Annotated in this window: 17 protein-coding genes; 9 read left to right on the top strand and 8 right to left on the bottom strand. The window is 52.4% G+C overall.

Annotated features, from left to right (window positions below; all coding sequences use genetic code 11):
• Positions 1-65: 65 nt before the first annotated feature.
• Complete coding sequence (malI, locus tag ACJY2G_RS15880; protein WP_112287016.1) at positions 66-1,097, top strand: Mal regulon transcriptional regulator MalI; 1,032 nt, start codon at positions 66-68, stop codon at positions 1,095-1,097.
• Here malI and ACJY2G_RS15875 read toward each other — a convergent pair.
• Positions 1,094-2,008 carry a LysR family transcriptional regulator gene (locus ACJY2G_RS15875; RefSeq protein ID WP_112287017.1) on the bottom strand — a complete coding sequence of 305 codons (915 nt, stop codon included), beginning with the start codon at positions 2,006-2,008 and terminating at the stop codon, positions 1,094-1,096. The genes malI and ACJY2G_RS15875 overlap by 4 nt on opposite strands.
• 252 nt (positions 2,009-2,260) lie before the next feature.
• Between ACJY2G_RS15875 and ACJY2G_RS15870 the strand changes: the two genes are divergently transcribed.
• Both ACJY2G_RS15870 and ACJY2G_RS15865 read left to right on the top strand, forming a co-directional pair.
• On the top strand, positions 2,261-2,866 hold the full coding sequence (locus tag ACJY2G_RS15870) for a cysteine dioxygenase (RefSeq protein WP_430320517.1): 606 nt from the start codon (positions 2,261-2,263) through the stop codon (positions 2,864-2,866).
• Positions 2,859-4,484 carry a rhodanese-like domain-containing protein gene (locus ACJY2G_RS15865; RefSeq protein WP_430320516.1) on the top strand — a complete coding sequence of 542 codons (1,626 nt, stop codon included), beginning with the start codon at positions 2,859-2,861 and terminating at the stop codon, positions 4,482-4,484. The genes ACJY2G_RS15870 and ACJY2G_RS15865 overlap by 8 nt, the downstream gene beginning before the upstream one ends.
• A gap of 43 nt (positions 4,485-4,527) precedes the next feature.
• Here ACJY2G_RS15865 and ACJY2G_RS15860 read toward each other — a convergent pair whose 3' ends face one another.
• On the bottom strand, positions 4,528-4,794 hold the full coding sequence (locus ACJY2G_RS15860) for a DUF3811 domain-containing protein (protein WP_015697358.1): 267 nt from the start codon (positions 4,792-4,794) through the stop codon (positions 4,528-4,530).
• 259 nt (positions 4,795-5,053) lie between these two features.
• On the bottom strand, positions 5,054-5,425 hold the full coding sequence (locus ACJY2G_RS15855) for a protein YebF (protein ID WP_120163885.1): 372 nt from the start codon (positions 5,423-5,425) through the stop codon (positions 5,054-5,056).
• Positions 5,426-5,645: 220 nt separating this feature from the next.
• Here ACJY2G_RS15855 and ACJY2G_RS15850 point away from each other — a divergent pair, with 220 nt between their 5' ends.
• Together ACJY2G_RS15850 and ACJY2G_RS15845 are read left to right on the top strand one after the other, a co-directional pair.
• On the top strand, positions 5,646-6,545 hold the full coding sequence (locus ACJY2G_RS15850; protein ID WP_430320515.1) for an NAD(P)-dependent oxidoreductase: 900 nt from the start codon (positions 5,646-5,648) through the stop codon (positions 6,543-6,545).
• A gap of 157 nt (positions 6,546-6,702) precedes the next feature.
• Positions 6,703-7,716 carry an isopenicillin N synthase family dioxygenase gene (locus ACJY2G_RS15845; protein WP_430320514.1) on the top strand — a complete coding sequence of 338 codons (1,014 nt, stop codon included), beginning with the start codon at positions 6,703-6,705 and terminating at the stop codon, positions 7,714-7,716.
• A gap of 11 nt (positions 7,717-7,727) precedes the next feature.
• On the opposite strand, the gene ACJY2G_RS15840 is transcribed toward ACJY2G_RS15845, so the two are convergent.
• The 3 genes from ACJY2G_RS15840 to ACJY2G_RS15830 all read right to left on the bottom strand — a co-directional run bounded on the left by ACJY2G_RS15840 (position 7,728) and on the right by ACJY2G_RS15830 (position 11,214).
• On the bottom strand, positions 7,728-8,777 hold the full coding sequence (locus tag ACJY2G_RS15840) for an HlyD family secretion protein (RefSeq protein WP_430320513.1): 1,050 nt from the start codon (positions 8,775-8,777) through the stop codon (positions 7,728-7,730).
• A gap of 48 nt (positions 8,778-8,825) precedes the next feature.
• Complete coding sequence (locus ACJY2G_RS15835; protein WP_430320512.1) at positions 8,826-10,568, bottom strand: MFS transporter; 1,743 nt, start codon at positions 10,566-10,568, stop codon at positions 8,826-8,828.
• 187 nt (positions 10,569-10,755) lie between these two features.
• A complete protein-coding gene (locus tag ACJY2G_RS15830) occupies positions 10,756-11,214 on the bottom strand; it encodes a MarR family winged helix-turn-helix transcriptional regulator (protein ID WP_430320511.1) in 459 nt (152 codons plus the stop codon).
• 200 nt (positions 11,215-11,414) lie between these two features.
• On the opposite strand from ACJY2G_RS15830, the gene ACJY2G_RS15825 reads away from it, so the two are divergent.
• Complete coding sequence (locus tag ACJY2G_RS15825) at positions 11,415-11,828, top strand: VOC family protein (RefSeq protein ID WP_112287025.1); 414 nt, start codon at positions 11,415-11,417, stop codon at positions 11,826-11,828.
• 184 nt (positions 11,829-12,012) lie between these two features.
• Entirely contained in the window at positions 12,013-13,446 is a 1,434-nt protein-coding gene (locus ACJY2G_RS15820; RefSeq protein WP_430320510.1) for an arabinose isomerase, read from the top strand.
• 133 nt (positions 13,447-13,579) lie between these two features.
• On the opposite strand, the gene gap is transcribed toward ACJY2G_RS15820, so the two are convergent.
• Both gap and ACJY2G_RS15810 read right to left on the bottom strand, forming a co-directional pair.
• Positions 13,580-14,590: a type I glyceraldehyde-3-phosphate dehydrogenase gene (gap, locus tag ACJY2G_RS15815; protein ID WP_112287027.1), complete on the bottom strand. Its 1,011-nt coding sequence runs from the start codon at positions 14,588-14,590 to the stop codon at positions 13,580-13,582.
• A gap of 78 nt (positions 14,591-14,668) precedes the next feature.
• Positions 14,669-15,646 (bottom strand): GlxA family transcriptional regulator, encoded by a 978-nt coding sequence (locus ACJY2G_RS15810; RefSeq protein ID WP_430320509.1) that lies wholly within the window; start codon positions 15,644-15,646, stop codon positions 14,669-14,671.
• Between the two features lie 218 nt (positions 15,647-15,864).
• On the opposite strand from ACJY2G_RS15810, the gene ACJY2G_RS15805 reads away from it, so the two are divergent.
• Positions 15,865-16,470 (top strand): transglycosylase SLT domain-containing protein, encoded by a 606-nt coding sequence (locus ACJY2G_RS15805; protein WP_430320508.1) that lies wholly within the window; start codon positions 15,865-15,867, stop codon positions 16,468-16,470.
• Between the two features lie 128 nt (positions 16,471-16,598).
• Positions 16,599-16,958 (top strand): cupin domain-containing protein, encoded by a 360-nt coding sequence (locus ACJY2G_RS15800; protein ID WP_430320507.1) that lies wholly within the window; start codon positions 16,599-16,601, stop codon positions 16,956-16,958.
• Positions 16,959-17,033 lie beyond the last annotated feature (75 nt).

Raw genomic sequence — 17,033 nt, 5'->3', positions numbered from 1 at the left:
GCGGGCAATGCAGCGGACGGGAAAGGATCCCGTTTCATGGAGTTTGATATGAACGACAATGTCTGATGAATCATAAAAAAATAACCATTATCGATGTGGCGCAACATGCCGGTGTTTCGGTCACTACCGTTTCGCTGGTGCTCAGCGGAAAAGGGCGGATCTCTCAAACCACGGCAGAGCGGGTGAACCGCGCTGTGGATGAACTGGGTTTCGTGCGTAACCGTCAGGCCAGTACGCTGCGGGGCGGTGAATCCGGGGTTGTCGGGCTGATTGTGCGCGATATCTGTGAGCCGTTTTATGCCGAAATGACCGCGGGTCTGAGCGAAATGTTTGAAGCGCAGGGGAAAGTGTTATTTCTGCTGCAAAGCGGTTCAACCGGCAAAGGGCTGATGCGCTGTTTTGAAACCTTACTCACGCATGGCGTGGACGGCATTGTGATCGCCGGCGGGGTGAATTCAGTCGCAGGGCTGAAAGAAAGAGCTGAAGAGCAGGGCGTGCCGCTGGTGTGTGCCGCGCGTTCAGGCGGTATTGAAGGTATCGATGTGGTGCGCCCCGATAATATGCTGGCCGCAAAAATGGCCACGGAATATCTGATCAAGCATGGTCATAAACAAATTGCTTATCTGGGCGGCGAAAGCCATTCGTTAACCCGCGCCGAACGTCTCGGCGGTTTCTGCGCCACGTTATTACAGTACGGTCTGCCGTTTCGCAGTGAATGGATTATCGAGTGCGATTATCAGCAAAAATGTGCGGCCGATGCGGCAGAAACCTTGCTGTCGCACTACCCGAAAATCAGCGCCATTGTTTGCCATAAATCGTCTGTCGCTCTGGGCGCTTACTTTGGCGTGTTACGCACCGGCGCTGAAGTCGGCGGCGGGGCGGTGGACAGTTTTTATCAGCAGAAAATCGCCCTGATCGGCATGGAAGACGCGCCTGAGTCTGAACTGACCGAACCGCCGCTGACGTCGATTGCCAACTCAGCCCGTGAAATTGGTCATGCCACGGCAAGGCGTCTGCTGCTGCGGATCGGCGGACAAAATCTTGAAGCACAAAACATCATTGTGCCTCCGGCGCTGGTGGAAAGGGAATCCGCTTAGCAGGTTGAAGGCTTATGCACGTCTGCCAAATCTAATCCTTCTGCAATCGCTGCCGCAAACGCATCGATTGCAGGGATCTGACTGGCCGGGACATTCGGATAGATAAGCCACAGCTGACTGCGCGGGGCGAAATCTTTCAGGGCATACAATTCCAGCTGATCGCGCAGCGCGTGGTGTTCAACCAGAGCGCGGGGCATCAGTCCCAGTCCGCGACCTTCGGCAATCAGTGATAACTGCAACGTCGTTCCAAACGCTTCGAGATTAATCAGCAGCGGCAACCCTTGCTCGGTCAGCGCACGTTGTAACGCGGCACGAAAACCACACCCCTGCGGATTCAGGATCCATCCGCGCTGATAGCAATCCTCCAGTCTCTGCGGCAAAGCCTGCGGATCCTTCGGTCCGACAACCACCAGATCCACCGCGCCCAGCGGTTGATTTTCCACACCTTCCGGAAACTGTTTACTGAGCGGAAACAGCACGACAGCGGCTTCAAGCTCCTGGCTCTGCACGCGCAATAACAGCTCCTCGCCCCAGCCGCTCGACAAACGTGGCTGGATCTCCGGGAACTGCGATGAGAGTTTTTTCAGTGCAGGCAGCAGACTGCTTTCGCTCAGGCTTTGTGGTACCGCAAGACGCAACAGGCCGGACGGCGGGCTGTCGGCGGCAACCAGATCGGTCAGGGCATCCACTTCGCGCAAAATATGACGGCATTGCTGATAAACACGGTTGCCCATCAGCGTAGGTTTCAGCGGTTTGGTCTGGCGGTTGAGAAGCGCAATGCCCAGCGATTCTTCGAAATTCTGTACCCGGCGGGTAATGGCCGGTTGCGTCAGCCCCAGTTCATCGGCAGCGAGGCGGGTGGATTGCAGGCGTATCACTGCCACAAAAGCAGTCAGGTCTTCAATTTTCATCAGCACTCTTTATGTAATTGGCTCGCTTAATTGGCCATTTCTACAGGCATTTTCTTGCCCGATATCGTCATTGGTCAGTCAGGCAGAATAAATCAATTTTAAGCGGGAAGCTGGATCCTGATGCACAATTTTATGTGTGATTTGCATATTAGCTTATCCATAAAATGAATTTTGGTTGTGTTTCGCCGGTGCTAGCCTGTGGTGATAACGGTGCTGAGTTGTCTCTGATGAGATAAAGAGAAGAGGAAAGCCATGACAACATTACAGGTCGCGCCGCTGCGGCAATTCCTGGCGGATTTCACGCGGCTGGTGCAGGAACCGCACGGGCAGACAGAAATTCTGGCGCAGGGAAGTCGTCTGCTGGGCGAACTTATCCGCCATGACAGCTGGCTGCCCGACGAGTTTGCACAACCGCATCCTGAGCATTATCAGCAATATTTGTTGTATGCCGATCCGCTTTCGCGCTTTTCCGTCGTCAGCTTTGTCTGGGGGCCGGGGCAAAAAACGCCGATTCATGACCATCGGGTCTGGGGACTGATTGGTATGCTGCGGGGCGCGGAAATCAGTCAGAACTACGCACGTCATCCCGATGGCTCACTGCAACCGGAGGGCAAACCCGTCACCCTGCAATCGGGTGACGTCGAGAAAATTGCGCCGGATGTGCTGGATATTCATCAGGTGAGCAATGTCTACAGCGACCGGGTATCGGTCAGTATTCATGTTTACGGCGACAATATTGGTGCGGTATCGCGAGCGGTCTATCTGCCTGATGGCACTGAGAAAACCTTTATCTCCGGCTATTCCGGTTCCTGTCTTCCCAATATATGGGATCTGTCCAAAGAGAAAACTCATGACTGATTTGCATGCGTGGCCATTGCGCCATTTTTCCGGGCTGCATGAAGCCCTGCGCGAAGGGCAGGAAGTGGCACTGATTGATGTGCGCGAGGAAGCGGCATTTGCTACCGGACATCCGCTGTTTGCCGCTAATCTTTCACTGTCGAAGCTGGAACTGGACGTGCTGGATCGTATTCCAAATCGTCGCACAGCGATCACGTTGTACGACAATGGCGAGTTTTACGATGAGACCCGTGGTGAGCGTAAAGCGGTGCGTGCCGCTGAATTTCTGAAGTCGCTGGGTTATCAGGATATCGCCTTACTGGCAGGCGATCTGGCGGGATGGCGCGAAGCTGGCGGCGAAATCTTTATTGACGTGAATGCGGCAAGTAAAGCCTTTGGCGAATGGGTGGAACATCATTACCACACGCCATCGCTGAGCGCAGAACAGGTGCAGGCGCTGCAACAGCAGGGCGCAAACATTGCAGTGCTGGATGTCCGCCGCTTTGACGAGTTTCAGGCCATGAGCATTCCCGGTGGCGTCAGCGTTCCGGGCGGCGAACTGGCGCTGCGTCTGCGCGATGTGGTGCCGGACGAAAAGACACATATCGTGATTAACTGCGCCGGACGCACCCGCAGTATCATCGGCACGCAGTCGCTGATCAATGCCGGAGTGACCCAGCCGGTGACCGCCTTACGTAACGGGACAATTGGCTGGACGCTGGCAGGTCAGTCTCTGGCGCATAATCAGCTGGCGCATTTTCCTGAGCTCAGCGAAAGCGCCAGAACGTTTGCCCTGAAAGGTGCGCAGGCTCTGGCAATTCGGGCAGGTGTGCGCTCTGTGACGTTGTCACAAGTTCATGACTGGCAGCGGGATGATTCACGCACGCTGTATCTGTTTGATGTGCGTACCGCTGAGGAATACCGCGCCGGTCATCTGGCTGGATCACGCCACGTCCCTGGCGGTCAGCTGGTTCAGGAAACCGATCACACGGCGAGCGTGCGCGGTGCCCGCATCGTGCTGGTAGATAATGACGGTGTACGCGCAAGAATGGCGGCTTCCTGGCTGGCGCAGATGAACTGGGAAGTGTATGTGGCCGATGTTCAGCCGGATGATCTGAATGAGCAAGGCGACTGGCAGGCACAGGTGGCGCCCGCTCCGGCGGTTGAGTCGGTTAAACCCGAGCAACTGCTGAACTGGCTGAGCGACGAAAACACCGGCGTGCTTGATCTGACCACCAGTGCCAACTTCCTGAACCGCCGTATTCCCGGTGCTGTCTGGACCACACGCGCTAATATCCCGCAGATTATCGCTGCACAGCCTGAAAAACAGCGCTGGGTGATCACCTGCACCAGCGGGTTACTGGCACGTTACGCTGTCACCGAAGTGGCCGCACTGACGGGTAAAGAAGTTTATCTGCTGGAGAAGGGGACCGTAGGCTGGATTGCAGCCGGGTTGCCTCTGGAACGCGGTGAATCGGCGTATCTGGACAATGCACAGGATCGCTATAAGCGTCCGTATGAAGGAACGAATGTCAGCCCGCAGGCCATGCAGGATTATCTCGACTGGGAATATGGTTTAGTCGCGCAACTGGAGAAGGACGGGACACACGGTTTTACGTTATTAGCAGGTCAGGCTTAACGCTGTGGCCTCTGCGTGAGGAACGCAGAGGCTGCATTAATACTTAACGGCGGCCGCGCGGATGGGTGCGGGCTGTCCAGTCATAGGTTGCGGAGGTACTTGGAACGGCTTTATTACGACGCTTTTCAGCACGGGCTTTAGCAGCCACTTTTTCTTTTTCTGCCATCAATGTATCGATGTAATCATCTTTAATCCGGTTATTTTCCGAATTCGTCAGCTCACGGCCCTGTGCTTTACGGGCTTTATCCAGCAGAGTTTTCAGCTCACGCTGCTCGCTTTCCGTCATATCTTGTTGAGTCAGTCTTTTCATGGTTACTGCATCCTGTGAGGAAAGTGGCTAACAGTGTAGTCGAATTACGTCCCGGAGTCGCTGCAGGCGCTGACTTTATCTCTGTTACTGTTCTGACGTCGGTGCTGGCCTGAAAACAAACCCTTCTGAACTGATGGAAATTACGCCGATCAATAAGGGGATCCCGATGATCGGCGCTGATCTTTAGTTTGATCAACGGCATAAACGATCCCTTGCATGAAGTTACCGGACGACGTTGCTTTCAAAACCCGCTAAACGACTATTCGACAGTGGAATACTTCACATAATGGTTGGAGCAGTTGAAGTGTGCGACATAACCCAGCGTGCCATTCGGGCCTTTAGCGCTGAAGGGAATGTGGTAAGTCCCTTTATCTTCTTTCACGTCATCGCTGATAAAGTTCAGAACCGGCACGGAAGTGCCCATATTATCTTTATCATTGCCCCAGTTCGGGATGCGGTTTTCCATGTAGTCACGGGTCACCGTATCAATGGCGTTATCTTTGGTTATCTGAGCACAGGCGCCTTCAGTTGAACGCTGCATCCACCACGGATACACATAGACAGAACCCAGCATCAAAACCATCAATACGAAAATGACTGAAATGATCCCGATTAAAACGACTTTACTCATAATGCTTGTTACTCCTGAAAATTATCAGTCAAATCATAAGCTGCCCGGATAAATCCCGGCCACGCCCAGGCATGAAAGCGCGTATGTTACGCCACTTAGGCAGCATAGGTTAAGTAATATCAGCCTTTCTGTTGCATTCGCTTACAGAACCCACTATCGCAGCCGAGACCTGTGATGTTAGCCTTTTTACATTATTGATTGTTATCACAAGGAGTAAGGCATGAGTCAGCAAACCGATTCGCAACAACCTGTCGTCGCAGTGCTGGGACTGGGTGCAATGGGGCATGCATTTGCCGCAAACCTGATTAAAAAAGGATTCACCACCCGCGTGTGGAACCGTACCTCTTCCCGTGGTGATGATTTAGTATCAGCTGGCGCGGTGCGCGGACAAACCCCGCGTGAAGCGGTACTTGGCGCGGATGTGGTGATCACCATGCTGTCTGACGGGGCAACGTCGATAGACGTGTATCAGGGCGATAATGGTCTGCTTGCCGGTCTTAAACAGGGCGGGATTATTGCCCAGATGGGCACGCTGGGCGTGGAAGGTACCGAATCTCTGATTGCACTGATTAAGGCGCAGCGTCCGGATGTCATCTTCTTTGACGCGCCGGTTTCTGGTACCAAAGCCCCGGCTGAGCAGGCGCAGATTGTGGTACTGGCCAGCGGCGATCGCGAGAAGGGCGCTGCGGTTGAGCCGGTCTTTGCCGCTATTTCTAAGGCGACCAAATGGCTGGGCGAAGCAGGGCGCGCCTCGAAAATGAAGCTGGTCGTTAATGCCTGGCTGATTGCCATGATGGAAGGGATTGCAGAAAGTACCCAACTGGCAGAAGAACTGGGTTTCACTACCGATGACCTATGGAACGTGCTGGAAGGCGGACCTCTGGCAGCGCCGTATATCAAAGGTAAAATGGAAATGTTCAAAAGCGGCGATTATACCCCGCAGATGCAGCTGACCTGGGCGCTGAAAGATATTAATCTGGCGATTGAAGCAGGCAGTCAGCTCGAACTGCCGGTGATGAAGCGCATCAGTCAGACCTGGCAAAGCGCTGTTGACGGCGGTTATGGCGATCAGGATCTGGCAGTGGTGTATCGCTACCTTGGCAGCAAATCGTCTGCGTAAATCCTTACTCTGGCTCACGGAAGAGCCGGTAGTTTTCGTATTTTTTCGTGGTCTTTTTTCATAACCTCGCAATATAAACCAGACCATCTGGCTATTGGTCACCCGTTCTGACGTTGTGATAGCGTTGAATGCTGTTCCTGTCACTGCGGAGTTCGCAATGAGCCAGACTGTTACCTCTATTCCCCTGATCGACTTCAGCCAGTTTTCGGGTTCGCCTGACCAGCGCGACGCGTTTCTTTCACAGTTGCGCTACGCCGCCCGGGAAATCGGTTTCTTTTATCTTAAAAATCACGGTGTCGATGCGCAGTTGCTCCGTGCGGTGCAACGGGTCTCGCGCGAATTCTTTGCGTTGCCGGAAGAAGAAAAACTGTCGGTGGCGATGATTCACTCTTCGCATTTTCGCGGCTATAACCGTGCCGCCTCGGAAATCACACGGGGTCAGCCTGACTGGCGTGAACAGTTTGATCTCGGTGCAGAACGTCAGAAACTGCCGGTCAGTGACAACACCCCGGCGTGGGCGCGATTGCAGGGGCCAAATCAGTGGCCCGCCGCGCTGCCCGAACTGCGGCCGTTGCTGCTGCACTGGCAGCAGGAAATGACAGCGATGTCATTACGACTTTTACGCGCCTTTGCGCTGGCGCTGAGGCTGCCGGAAGATGCGTTTGATGCGCTTTACGGCGAAAAACCTAATGAGCACATCAAGCTAATCCGTTATCCGGGGCGTTCAGAAGGCAGCGGAAATCAGGGTGTGGGCGCGCATAAGGATTCCGGATTTCTCAGCTTTTTACTTCAGGATCAACAACGCGGCTTGCAGGTTGAAGTCGAGAAAAATCAGTGGGTAGATGCCTTACCGGTGGCAGATACGCTGGTGGTGAATATCGGCGAGTTGCTTGAACTGGCGACTAACGGCTATCTGCGCGCCACCGTACATCGCGTGGTTTCGCCACCCGCCGGAGCTGAGCGGTTGTCGCTGGCCTTTTTCCTGGGTGCTCAGCTGGATGCCGTGGTGCCGCTGTTTCCGTTGCCTGAGGATCTGGCAAAAGAGGCGCGGGGAGAGGCCAGCGATCCGCTTAATCCGTTATTCCGCGACGTCGGCTTCAATTATCTGAAAGGGCGGCTGCGCTCACATCCCGACGTAGCGCAGCGTTATTATGCTGATATTACAGGCTGAGCCTGATGCGCTCAGCTTTCTGGTGCCTGTGAAGTATCGACGCTGACGACGGTCGACATGCCCGGCCGGAGTTGATCACTTTGCAGCTGTCCGGGTTCCAGTTCGATACGCACGGCGATGCGTTGAGAAATCTTGGTGAAATTTCCCGTTGCGTTGTCGGCTTTCAGCACGCTGAACTCAGAACCCGCTGCGGGAGCAATCCTCACCACATGTCCCTTAAAAGTATGATCGTTAAGGGCATCGACGGTGAATGACGCCGGCGTTCCGACCGCCATGCCCGCCAGCTGGCGCTCTTTGAAATTGGCGGTCACCCAGACTGTTTTCGGTGTAATCGAGGTTAACTGCGTTCCGGCGCTGACGTATTGTCCCAGCCGCGCACTGACTTCCCCCAGTTGTCCGTCAGAAGGGGCCACAATCTGCGTATGTTGCAGATTGATTTGTGCGACTTCTACCCTGGCCTGTGCGGCTTTAAATGCGGCGGCCAGCGACGCTTTATTAGCATCCACCAGCGCCAGACTCTGACGGGCGATATTGACCGATGCGCGGGCTTTGGCCACGTTTGCCTGTGCGGTCAGCAATGCAGCATGAAGCTCATCGCCAGTGGTTTTGGAAACCAGACCTTTTTCCAGCAGCGGGCCGTTGCGGCCGGTATCCAGCGTCGCTTTGCTTTGTGTCGCCTGCGCACTCTGCAGTTCCGCCTCAGCCAGTTGCAGGCTGGCCGCGCCGGAAGCCCGGTTTTGCTCGAAGTTCTGCAACGTCACCTGAGCCTGCGCTGCCGCGGCTTGTGCCTGCAGAAATTCCTGGCGATAGGTGCTGTCGTCGATAACAAACAGCAGGTCACCTTTTTTCACCGACATAAAATCCTGTACTTTCACATCGGTGATATAGCCGGAAACCTGCGGGCTGAGCAGGGTGACATTGCCGCGTATGTAGGCGTTGTCCGTCGATTCGACCTGAGAATTAAACGGAAATAACTGCCAGCTGTATAACACAATCATGACCCCGATAATCCCGAGGCAAAGCATCACAATAATGGATGGGTAACGAAATATATTTTTCATCAGTTTTTCCGTTTCACTCTTTTTGATTCACCAGCAAAAGCCCGTTATTTATGCAACAGCCTCAGCGGCTGCACGTTTTTTTGTCTGGATCCTTCCGACCCAAATATGTGCGCACAGGACGGCAAAACAGCCCAGCGACATATAAGAAACCACCATGAAAACATCGTTGTAAGCCAGCAGACCGGCCTGTTGTGTGACTTTCTGGCTAAGAAGGGCCAGACCTTCGGCGTTGAGCTGGGTTCCGTCATTTAAGACCGGTTTCAGCAGGTGGCTGTATTGCGCAATACGTTCGGCAACCAGCGGATTTTGCAAATTGATATGTTCCACCAGTGCGGCTGAGTGAAACTTTTCCCGCAGGATCTGAATGGTGCCCAGGAATGCGCTGCCTACCTGCGCCCCGATGTTTTGCGTCGAGAGAAAAACCAGCACAAAACTGATGATCTGGCTTTGCCCGAACTGCAGCGCGCGGACAAAACCGAGCCACAATGAGGTCGGCAGGAAGATGGCACCGGCAAAGGCGATCATGCCCTGCGTCAGGTAAAACTGTTCGGGGCGGGTGTCCACCGTCGAACTGGCATCCATCAGCGAGGCAATGCCGATCAGTGCAATCGAAAAAAGGTGGATATAAACAATCCGGTTGGCTTTATGAATGATGCTGACGACGACCAGCCCGGCAAACGTTGCCGCCAGGATCACCAGGAAAAGCGTGACCAGCTGATCGTTAAGCAGTCCAACCAGATTCAGAAATCCCACCATACCGGTGGTTTGCTCTGACAGCAGCATTCGCACGAACAACATGGAGCCGGTAAACAGCAACATCTCCGGCGTCATCAGCCAGCGCAAATCAATGATCGGATTCTTACGTTTTAACTCGACCATAAAAGAGAGTGTGAGCGCGATAATACCGACCACCAGCACTTCACCAATCCAGTCTTTTTCCTGCCACCAGTAATAACGACCCATCGTCAGAACCACTGACATACAGGCCACTGCAGTGGCGATCAGCGGATAACTTATCCAGTCGGTACGCTCAAATACTTTCACCCGCGGCGGGTGAGTCAGCGGCAAAATCCAGATGATCGCCAGGCAGATCAGCGACAGCCCGGATTCCAGCGTGGTCAGCTGATGCCAGTGCCCGAGATCAAGCAGATGCGGTGAAATAATGCGGGATACCGGCAGGGCGATCTGGCTTCCCGCCAGACCAAAACACAATCCGGCGGTCAGCTTTTTGGCCGGGGGGAAGATTTCAAACATATAAAACAACGCCAGCGGGCCGAGCGACGCCATCGCAAAACCCATCACCGCGCGCACGGCCAGCGCGGTCTGGAAATCATGCGTAAAGGTTTGCGCCATAGACGCCACGGCAAAAAACAGCAGCCCGTATTCCCCGAAGCGGCGAAAACCAAACTGTGTGCGAATTTTATAAAGCAGGATCGTGCCAGTCACACTGGTCGCCGTGTAGGCCGCCACCAGCCAGTAACTTTCAACGTTGGAAATACCCAGCGACCCCTGAATTCCCGGCAGATTTGAACTGACCAGGTTGATACCCAGACCCTGCGTCATACCGATAATCAGAGATGCCAGTGCATACACTGCAATACGCAGACGCGGATACTGCAAAAGCCAGGTGCTGACCTCAACCGCAAAAGGGTGATGTGTTGACGGCGGAACCGGCGGTGCAGTCTCCGTTTTCGATGAGGCGGTTTCTGGTGGAAGTGTTTGTGGTGATGCATCCCGTGTTGATAATTCACCGGCATCCTGCCGGACATCTGAATCAGAACGCGTCGTCATCGTTATGCCTTGTAAGTCATTACCCAACTAGTTTGTAGCTTGCTACATAATGTAATAAGACGTGTCATATGTGTCTAGTTCAATTATTCATATCAGTGATATTTACAAATGCAAATAGCGAATAACTAATCAGTAACGAAAGTAATTAATCTAAAAGGAGGGAGATACGGAAGGAGTAAAACGCCACTTACAATGCGGCGATATTGGCAGTGATACTGGCGAGAACGCCGCGGGCGATATCTACGTTTTCAGGCGGAATGCCTTCCATCACGCTGATAAGAATATCATCGGTCATGCTGCGAACCTGATTGGCAAGTTCTGTGCCGGCTTCTGTCAGCTTAATGTCTTTGGAACGACGGTCGGTTTCACCGGGGCAACGTTCCAGCAAGCCGAGCTCAGCCAGACTGTCGAACAGGCGGATAGCGGTGGGGTGTTCGACTTCCAGCAGCGAGGTGAGTTCGCCCTGAGGCAGGCGGCCATTGGCGGCTTCCAGATGTAATAACACCTGACCGCGGGCCAGAGTCAGGCCAATAGTTTTGAAGCGGGCATCACAATAGGTACGCAACTGGCGACCAATATGAATGGTCTCCGGTAAAAAACGAACGGCGGGAGAGGTTGCTTCCGGGCGGCGGCGTAATGTGGTCAAAGGTTCCTCACTGTCGGAGCGTAAGCAGGTTTTAGTCGCGTCAGAGTAGCACGATGGACAACATTTACCAGAAAAGGGAGGGCGCTGTTAACATTTTGAGACAAGTGGAAGCAGGATCTAAGCAAAGTATTCAAAAAGTATTTATTCTGTCAGCAAGGTTTTTTTCATGATTATTTTCATCCCTATGACGGAGAGTTACGATGCAACCAGTCATCAATATGATCACCCTGGGCGTAAAAGATTTAGCCATCGCCACCGAGTTTTATCAGCACGGACTTGGCTTCCCTAAAGTGGTCATTGATTCTGACGGGGTCAGCTTCTTTGAGTTAGCCGGTGCCTGGTTGTCGTTATTCCCCTGGGAAGAGCTGGCAAAGGATGCGCAGGTCAGCGCTGAAGGACAGGGTTTTCGCGGTATGGCACTGGCACAAACTGTCGCCAGTGAGGCTAAAGTGGACGCGGTATTAGCGCAGGCAGTGAAAGCGGGCGGCAAACTGATCAAACCCGGACAAAAAGTCTTCTGGGGCGGATATTCGGGGTATTTCGCCGATCCGGACGGACATCTGTGGGAAATTGCTTATAACCCGTTCATGCAGATAGGGCCGCAGGAAGAATGATTTCTTGTTTTCCCGGCGCTGACAAGCGCCGGGTAGCGTTGCAGTGGATTGCGATCCTGCTTCCAACTTTATAATTTAATGTTTTTTTTGCCACTCCTCTTTTGTTTATGGCCTTCACGCAAAGGTTCACGGTCATCTCTCTCCTTAGACTCCTCCTCAACGTGTTATCAGCTGAGGAAAAACTATGCGCAATTCACGACCGCTTAACGCAGCCTTATTCGGGATAGGGCTTAATACGTACTGGCCACAATTCACCGGTCTGGAAGCACGGCTGACAGGCTATCTCGGGCAAATCGAGCAGCAACTTACTTCGCCGGAGATCCTCATTCATAACGGCGGGCTGGTCGACAGTGTGGAAAAAAGCGACACGCTTGCCGCTGAACTGAAACAGGTTTCTCCGGACGTCATTATTATCGCCATCAGCACTTACGCTCTGAGTTCAACAGTGTTACCGCTGGTGCAGCAATTTCAGGTTCCGGTGCTGATCCTGGCTCTTCAGCCTGAACGTCATCTTCCCTATCAGGTTATCAGTGAAATGACCGATCGCGGGGCACGGACCGGTGAATGGCTGGCACATTGCCAGGCATGCAGCGCGCCGGAACTGGCCAATGTGTTTAACCGTGCGGGCATTGCATACGAGATGATTGTCGGCGCGCTGAATAATGACCCGTATGTCTGGCAGCAAACACAGCAATGGCTGACCGCGATTGGCGTAAAAATCCGGCTGGGCAAAAGTACGGTGGGAGTACTGGGGCATTATTACAACGGCATGGTGGATGTGTATTCCAACATGACCAATCTTTCAGCCAAATTAGGTGTCCGCTTTAAACCCCTCGAGATGTGCGAGCTGAACAGTTTGCGTGAGCAGGTCAGTGATGCGCAACGTGAGGCGAAACAGAAGGAAATCGGGAGAAGTCTCCGCACAGATACCAGTTGCGATAAAGCCGAGCTCGAAAGGGCAGTGACGACCGCGGTCGCGCTTGAGCAACTGGTTGATAATAACGGGCTGGATGCACTGGCCTATTATTATGAAGGGGCGCCGGGCAATGCTTACGAGAACATCGTGACGTCGGTGATCCTCGGCAATACGCTGCTGACGGGGCGCAATATTCCCGTTGCTGGTGAATATGAAATCAAGAACGTTATCGCCATGAAAATCATGTCGCTGCTCGGAGCGGGGGGATCGTTCTCTGAACCTTATGGTATTGATTTTGATGATGATGTTGTGCTTTGGGGGCACGACGGGCCAGCTCATCCGCTGATGGCAGAAGGTGAAGTGCGTCTGGTGCCGTTACCTGTCTATCACGGCAAACCCGGGAAGGGCATTTCTATTCAGATGAGCGTGCGCAAAGGCCCGGTAACGTTCCTTTCTGTCATCGAGGACATCAATAACCGTGTGATTTTACAATATGCCGAAGGGCAGTCGGTCGAAGGAGAAATCCTGGATATCGGAAATACCAACAGCCGTTACCGTTACCCATTGTCAGCGCGGGAATTTACGAAAGACTGGTCATGCGGAGGAGCTGCACATCATTGCGCGATAGGGATCGGACATCAGGGCGAAACAATTGAAAAACTGGCGACGTTACTGGGCGTGGTAACACAGAGGATTTGTTGAAACATTAACAGGAATAGATATTTTAGTTACAACATACAGTATATTGCTTTTAATAACGGTGCCCGTCTGTTAGCCATAAAAAAACACCGCCATCCGGCGGTGTCTGTCATTATTCTTACAGAAAAAGAGGGAATTATAGACCCCGTTCTTCCATCAAAAGAGCCAAATCGACCAGACGGTTTGAGAAGCCCCATTCGTTATCATACCAGGCGAGGATCTTCACCAGTTTGCCGCCAATCACCAGCGTAGAAAGCCCGTCGACGATAGAAGAGCGCGGGTCGCCGCGATAATCGCTGGAAACCAAAGGTTCTTCGCTGTACCCCAGAATTCCTTTCAGAGGGCCGGATTCAGCCGCCTTACGGAATGCTGCGTTGATTTCCTCAACAGTGGCTTCACGTTTCAGATTGACCGTCAAATCAACGATGGAAACCACAGGGACCGGCACACGCAGTGAATAACCGGTCATACGGCCATCCAGTTCAGGAATGACTTTACCGATAGCTTTTGCCGCGCCGCTGGAATAAGGAACAATAGATACGGCCGCCGCACGGGCGCCGCGCAAATCTTTTTCCGGCTGGTCATGCAATGCCTGACTGTTGGTATAGGCATGTGTGGTATTCATCAGGCCATGTTCAATGCCGAATGTCTGATGCAAAACCTGCGCCGCAGGAGCCAGGCCATTAGTGGTACAGCTACCGTTACTGACAACTTTATGTTTGGCCGGGTCATACTGACCATCGTTTACACCCATCACAATCGTGATGTCATCGTTTTTGGCCGGTGCGGAAATGATGACGCGTTTAGCACCACCTTGGGTGATGTGAACTTCCGCTTTTTCTTTCTCAGTGAAGAAACCGGTGGCCTCAATGACGATGTCAACGCCCACGCTGCTCCATGGAATAGCCGCAGGATCTCTTTCAGAAAATACGCGGACAGTTTTGCCATCAACCAGCAACTGACCTTCGTCAGCTTTTACGTCTGCCTGTAAGGTACCGGAGAGGGAATCATATTTGAGGAGGTGAGCGAGGGTTTTGCTGTCAGTCAGGTCGTTTATGGCGACAACCTGAAAATCATCGCGACCGAGCGCAGCACGCAATACGTTACGTCCAATCCTGCCGAATCCGTTAATACCAACTTTGACCATGATGAACTCCTTAGTTATCTGACTTAGGGTTAATCTAATCTGAAGAAGGGATGGCGTAAATGACAACAATAGATCTATTTACGCCAATATGCGTGAGCAAAAACGTTCTCTGTATTCTGTAGGCGTCAGTTGTAAATTTCTCTCAAAGACACGACGCAGATTAAGGCCACCACCAAATCCCGTGGTGAGTGCAATTTGCTCTACGCCTTGTGTGGTTTGTTCAAGAAGCTGTCTTGCAGCATTGAGGCGAACTTCTTCGACATACTTCGCCGGTGTGATACCGGTTTCACGAGTGAATACCCGGGTAAAATTACGCGGGCTCATTGCCACGCGCCCGGCCAGTCCTTCAACAGATAAATCGCCGGTAAGATTTTCAGGCAACCAGGCCTGAAGCTCGCGGATAGGGCCATCGCTGGCCTGATTCAAAAGATAGCGGCTATATTGCGCTTGTCCACCAGGCCGGCGGAGAAACATCACCAGATTTTGTGCGACGTTTCTGGCGACGCTGAAGCCGTGATCATCCTCTACCAAGGCCAGGGTGAGATCGAAACCTGAACTGACACCGCCGGATGTCCAGATTTCACCGTCCTGAACGTACATCGGTCCGCGTTCGACTTTTACCTGCGGAAATTTCGCCTGCAGGGTATCAAGCAGCCGCCAGTGTGTGGTGGCATGACGGCCATTGAGCAGACCAGCATGAGCCAGCAACATAGCACCGCCACAAATTGACACCACACGCCGCGCGTGGGGTGCCGCGTTTTTCAGCCAGTTAACAACGCTTGAGCTTTCTTCTTCAGTCAGACCTTTGCCGGTGATAATAATCGTGTCACGGGGTTCTGTCGGATCAAGATCACACAGCCGGTGGTCGGCCAGCAGGTTCAGACCTGAAATACCATGAACGACACGGTGCGATTGCGTGGTGGCCACCGCGACCTGATAAGGCGAACTTTGGGGATTAACAGGCAGCAGCTGATTGGCCTGCATCAGGATATCGACGATGCCTGCCGCTTCAAATAACATGCCACCGTCAGGAACGATAACCAGAATGGTTGTCATGGCGTTAAATATACCTTTCATACAAAATGAGTCAGATTTGAGTTTAGCAAATAAGAACGTTTTACGGCAGTTAAAAGCGAAAGCAGGGTGCAGATGCCAATTCTTCCATGTCTGTCACAGGTTTTCGGGTAAAAAAAAACAGATTTATGCATGATCCTGAGGGATGATATCGGTATCTTGTCAGCGCTGAGACTCACTTATTAAAACCGTGGAAATTCATGATTTCTCTACTAAAAAAACCTTTCAGATTCAGTGTGATTATCATGCTGATGATTTTGGCTGGCTGCTCGAGTAAGCCGAAATATAAGAAGTACGATACGCATGCCTATGATGATGAAATTGAAGATGCTGCTGACCAATATAAGGTCGACAGAAAACTCGTTAAGGCTATCATCCAGGTCGAATCAGGTTTTAATCCCGAAGCCGTAAGTCGTTCAAATGCCATTGGTTTGATGCAACTTAAAGCATCAACCAGTGGCTGTGATGCTTATCGCTACAAAGGCAAACGCGGCTGCCCTGATGACGATGATTTGCTGGATCCGGAAACCAACATTGACCTCGGAACCGCATACATCAGCGCATTGCAGCGTCAGCAACTAAACTGGATTAACGATCCGCTGACACGCCGTTATGCAACCGAAGTGGCTTATGCAAATGGTGCGGGCGCATTATTGCGAACATTCTCTGCTAATCGCCAGACCGCGATTCAGATGATCAATCAGCTGACGCCCGAAGCGTTTAACTGGCATGTCCGGCAGTATCATCCGGCGCCTCAGGCACCGAGATACATGGCCAAAGTCGAGAAGGCTTATGCAGGTTTATAGCATTTAGACATGCTGAAAATGGGTACGCTACGTGAAATCTGCAGGATTAGGGTACTGATGTAATTCCAGAAATCACGTAGCGCGATCAGTTCAAAGTGCGATTTCTGATGTCAAAAGGTGGAAATGAGATGGTGACGAATCTGTTTAAGGATTTTCCTGTTAATGCACAGGAGGGAAATGAAGAAACGTTCGAGCCATTATTGATGAAGCCAGATATGCGTATCGAGAGAATTATTTCAACCGGTCAGGCGAGTCCACCGGGATTCTGGTACAGCCAGCCGCAAAGTGAATGGGTTACAGTGCTTCAGGGCTCGGCAGGTTTAAAATTTGAAAACGAGAAAGAAGTGCGCGTGATGAATGCCGGTGACTTCGTAAATATCCCGGCGTTGTGCAGACATCGTGTGGAATGGACAAGTACTGAAGAGCCAACGATTTGGTTAGCCATTTATTATGCTGAAGAAACCCAGGACAAAGCAGGTGAGGTATGAACGGCGTTGGATATCGAGGTGCTGGTACGTAGCTGATATTGTATTTAACATAATATACATTATGCGCACCAAATC

Source organism: Rahnella sp. ATs2, assembly GCF_051851855.1.
Classification (GTDB): domain Bacteria; phylum Pseudomonadota; class Gammaproteobacteria; order Enterobacterales; family Enterobacteriaceae; genus Rahnella; species Rahnella variigena.
The sequence above is the reverse complement of the archived record's forward strand: the minus strand, read 5'-3'. Positions and strand labels throughout refer to the sequence as shown.

Coding starts and splice junctions, on each gene's coding strand:
- malI (WP_112287016.1), top strand. CDS start 66: ATGAATCATAAAAAAATAACCATTATCGATGTGGCGCAACATGCCGGT.
- ACJY2G_RS15875 (WP_112287017.1), bottom strand. CDS start 2,008: ATGAAAATTGAAGACCTGACTGCTTTTGTGGCAGTGATACGCCTGCAA.
- ACJY2G_RS15870 (WP_430320517.1), top strand. CDS start 2,261: ATGACAACATTACAGGTCGCGCCGCTGCGGCAATTCCTGGCGGATTTC.
- ACJY2G_RS15865 (WP_430320516.1), top strand. CDS start 2,859: ATGACTGATTTGCATGCGTGGCCATTGCGCCATTTTTCCGGGCTGCAT.
- ACJY2G_RS15860 (WP_015697358.1), bottom strand. CDS start 4,794: ATGAAAAGACTGACTCAACAAGATATGACGGAAAGCGAGCAGCGTGAG.
- ACJY2G_RS15855 (WP_120163885.1), bottom strand. CDS start 5,425: ATGAGTAAAGTCGTTTTAATCGGGATCATTTCAGTCATTTTCGTATTG.
- ACJY2G_RS15850 (WP_430320515.1), top strand. CDS start 5,646: ATGAGTCAGCAAACCGATTCGCAACAACCTGTCGTCGCAGTGCTGGGA.
- ACJY2G_RS15845 (WP_430320514.1), top strand. CDS start 6,703: ATGAGCCAGACTGTTACCTCTATTCCCCTGATCGACTTCAGCCAGTTT.
- ACJY2G_RS15840 (WP_430320513.1), bottom strand. CDS start 8,777: ATGAAAAATATATTTCGTTACCCATCCATTATTGTGATGCTTTGCCTC.
- ACJY2G_RS15835 (WP_430320512.1), bottom strand. CDS start 10,568: ATGACGACGCGTTCTGATTCAGATGTCCGGCAGGATGCCGGTGAATTA.
- ACJY2G_RS15825 (WP_112287025.1), top strand. CDS start 11,415: ATGCAACCAGTCATCAATATGATCACCCTGGGCGTAAAAGATTTAGCC.
- ACJY2G_RS15820 (WP_430320510.1), top strand. CDS start 12,013: ATGCGCAATTCACGACCGCTTAACGCAGCCTTATTCGGGATAGGGCTT.
- gap (WP_112287027.1), bottom strand. CDS start 14,590: ATGGTCAAAGTTGGTATTAACGGATTCGGCAGGATTGGACGTAACGTA.
- ACJY2G_RS15810 (WP_430320509.1), bottom strand. CDS start 15,646: ATGACAACCATTCTGGTTATCGTTCCTGACGGTGGCATGTTATTTGAA.
- ACJY2G_RS15805 (WP_430320508.1), top strand. CDS start 15,865: ATGATTTCTCTACTAAAAAAACCTTTCAGATTCAGTGTGATTATCATG.
- ACJY2G_RS15800 (WP_430320507.1), top strand. CDS start 16,599: ATGGTGACGAATCTGTTTAAGGATTTTCCTGTTAATGCACAGGAGGGA.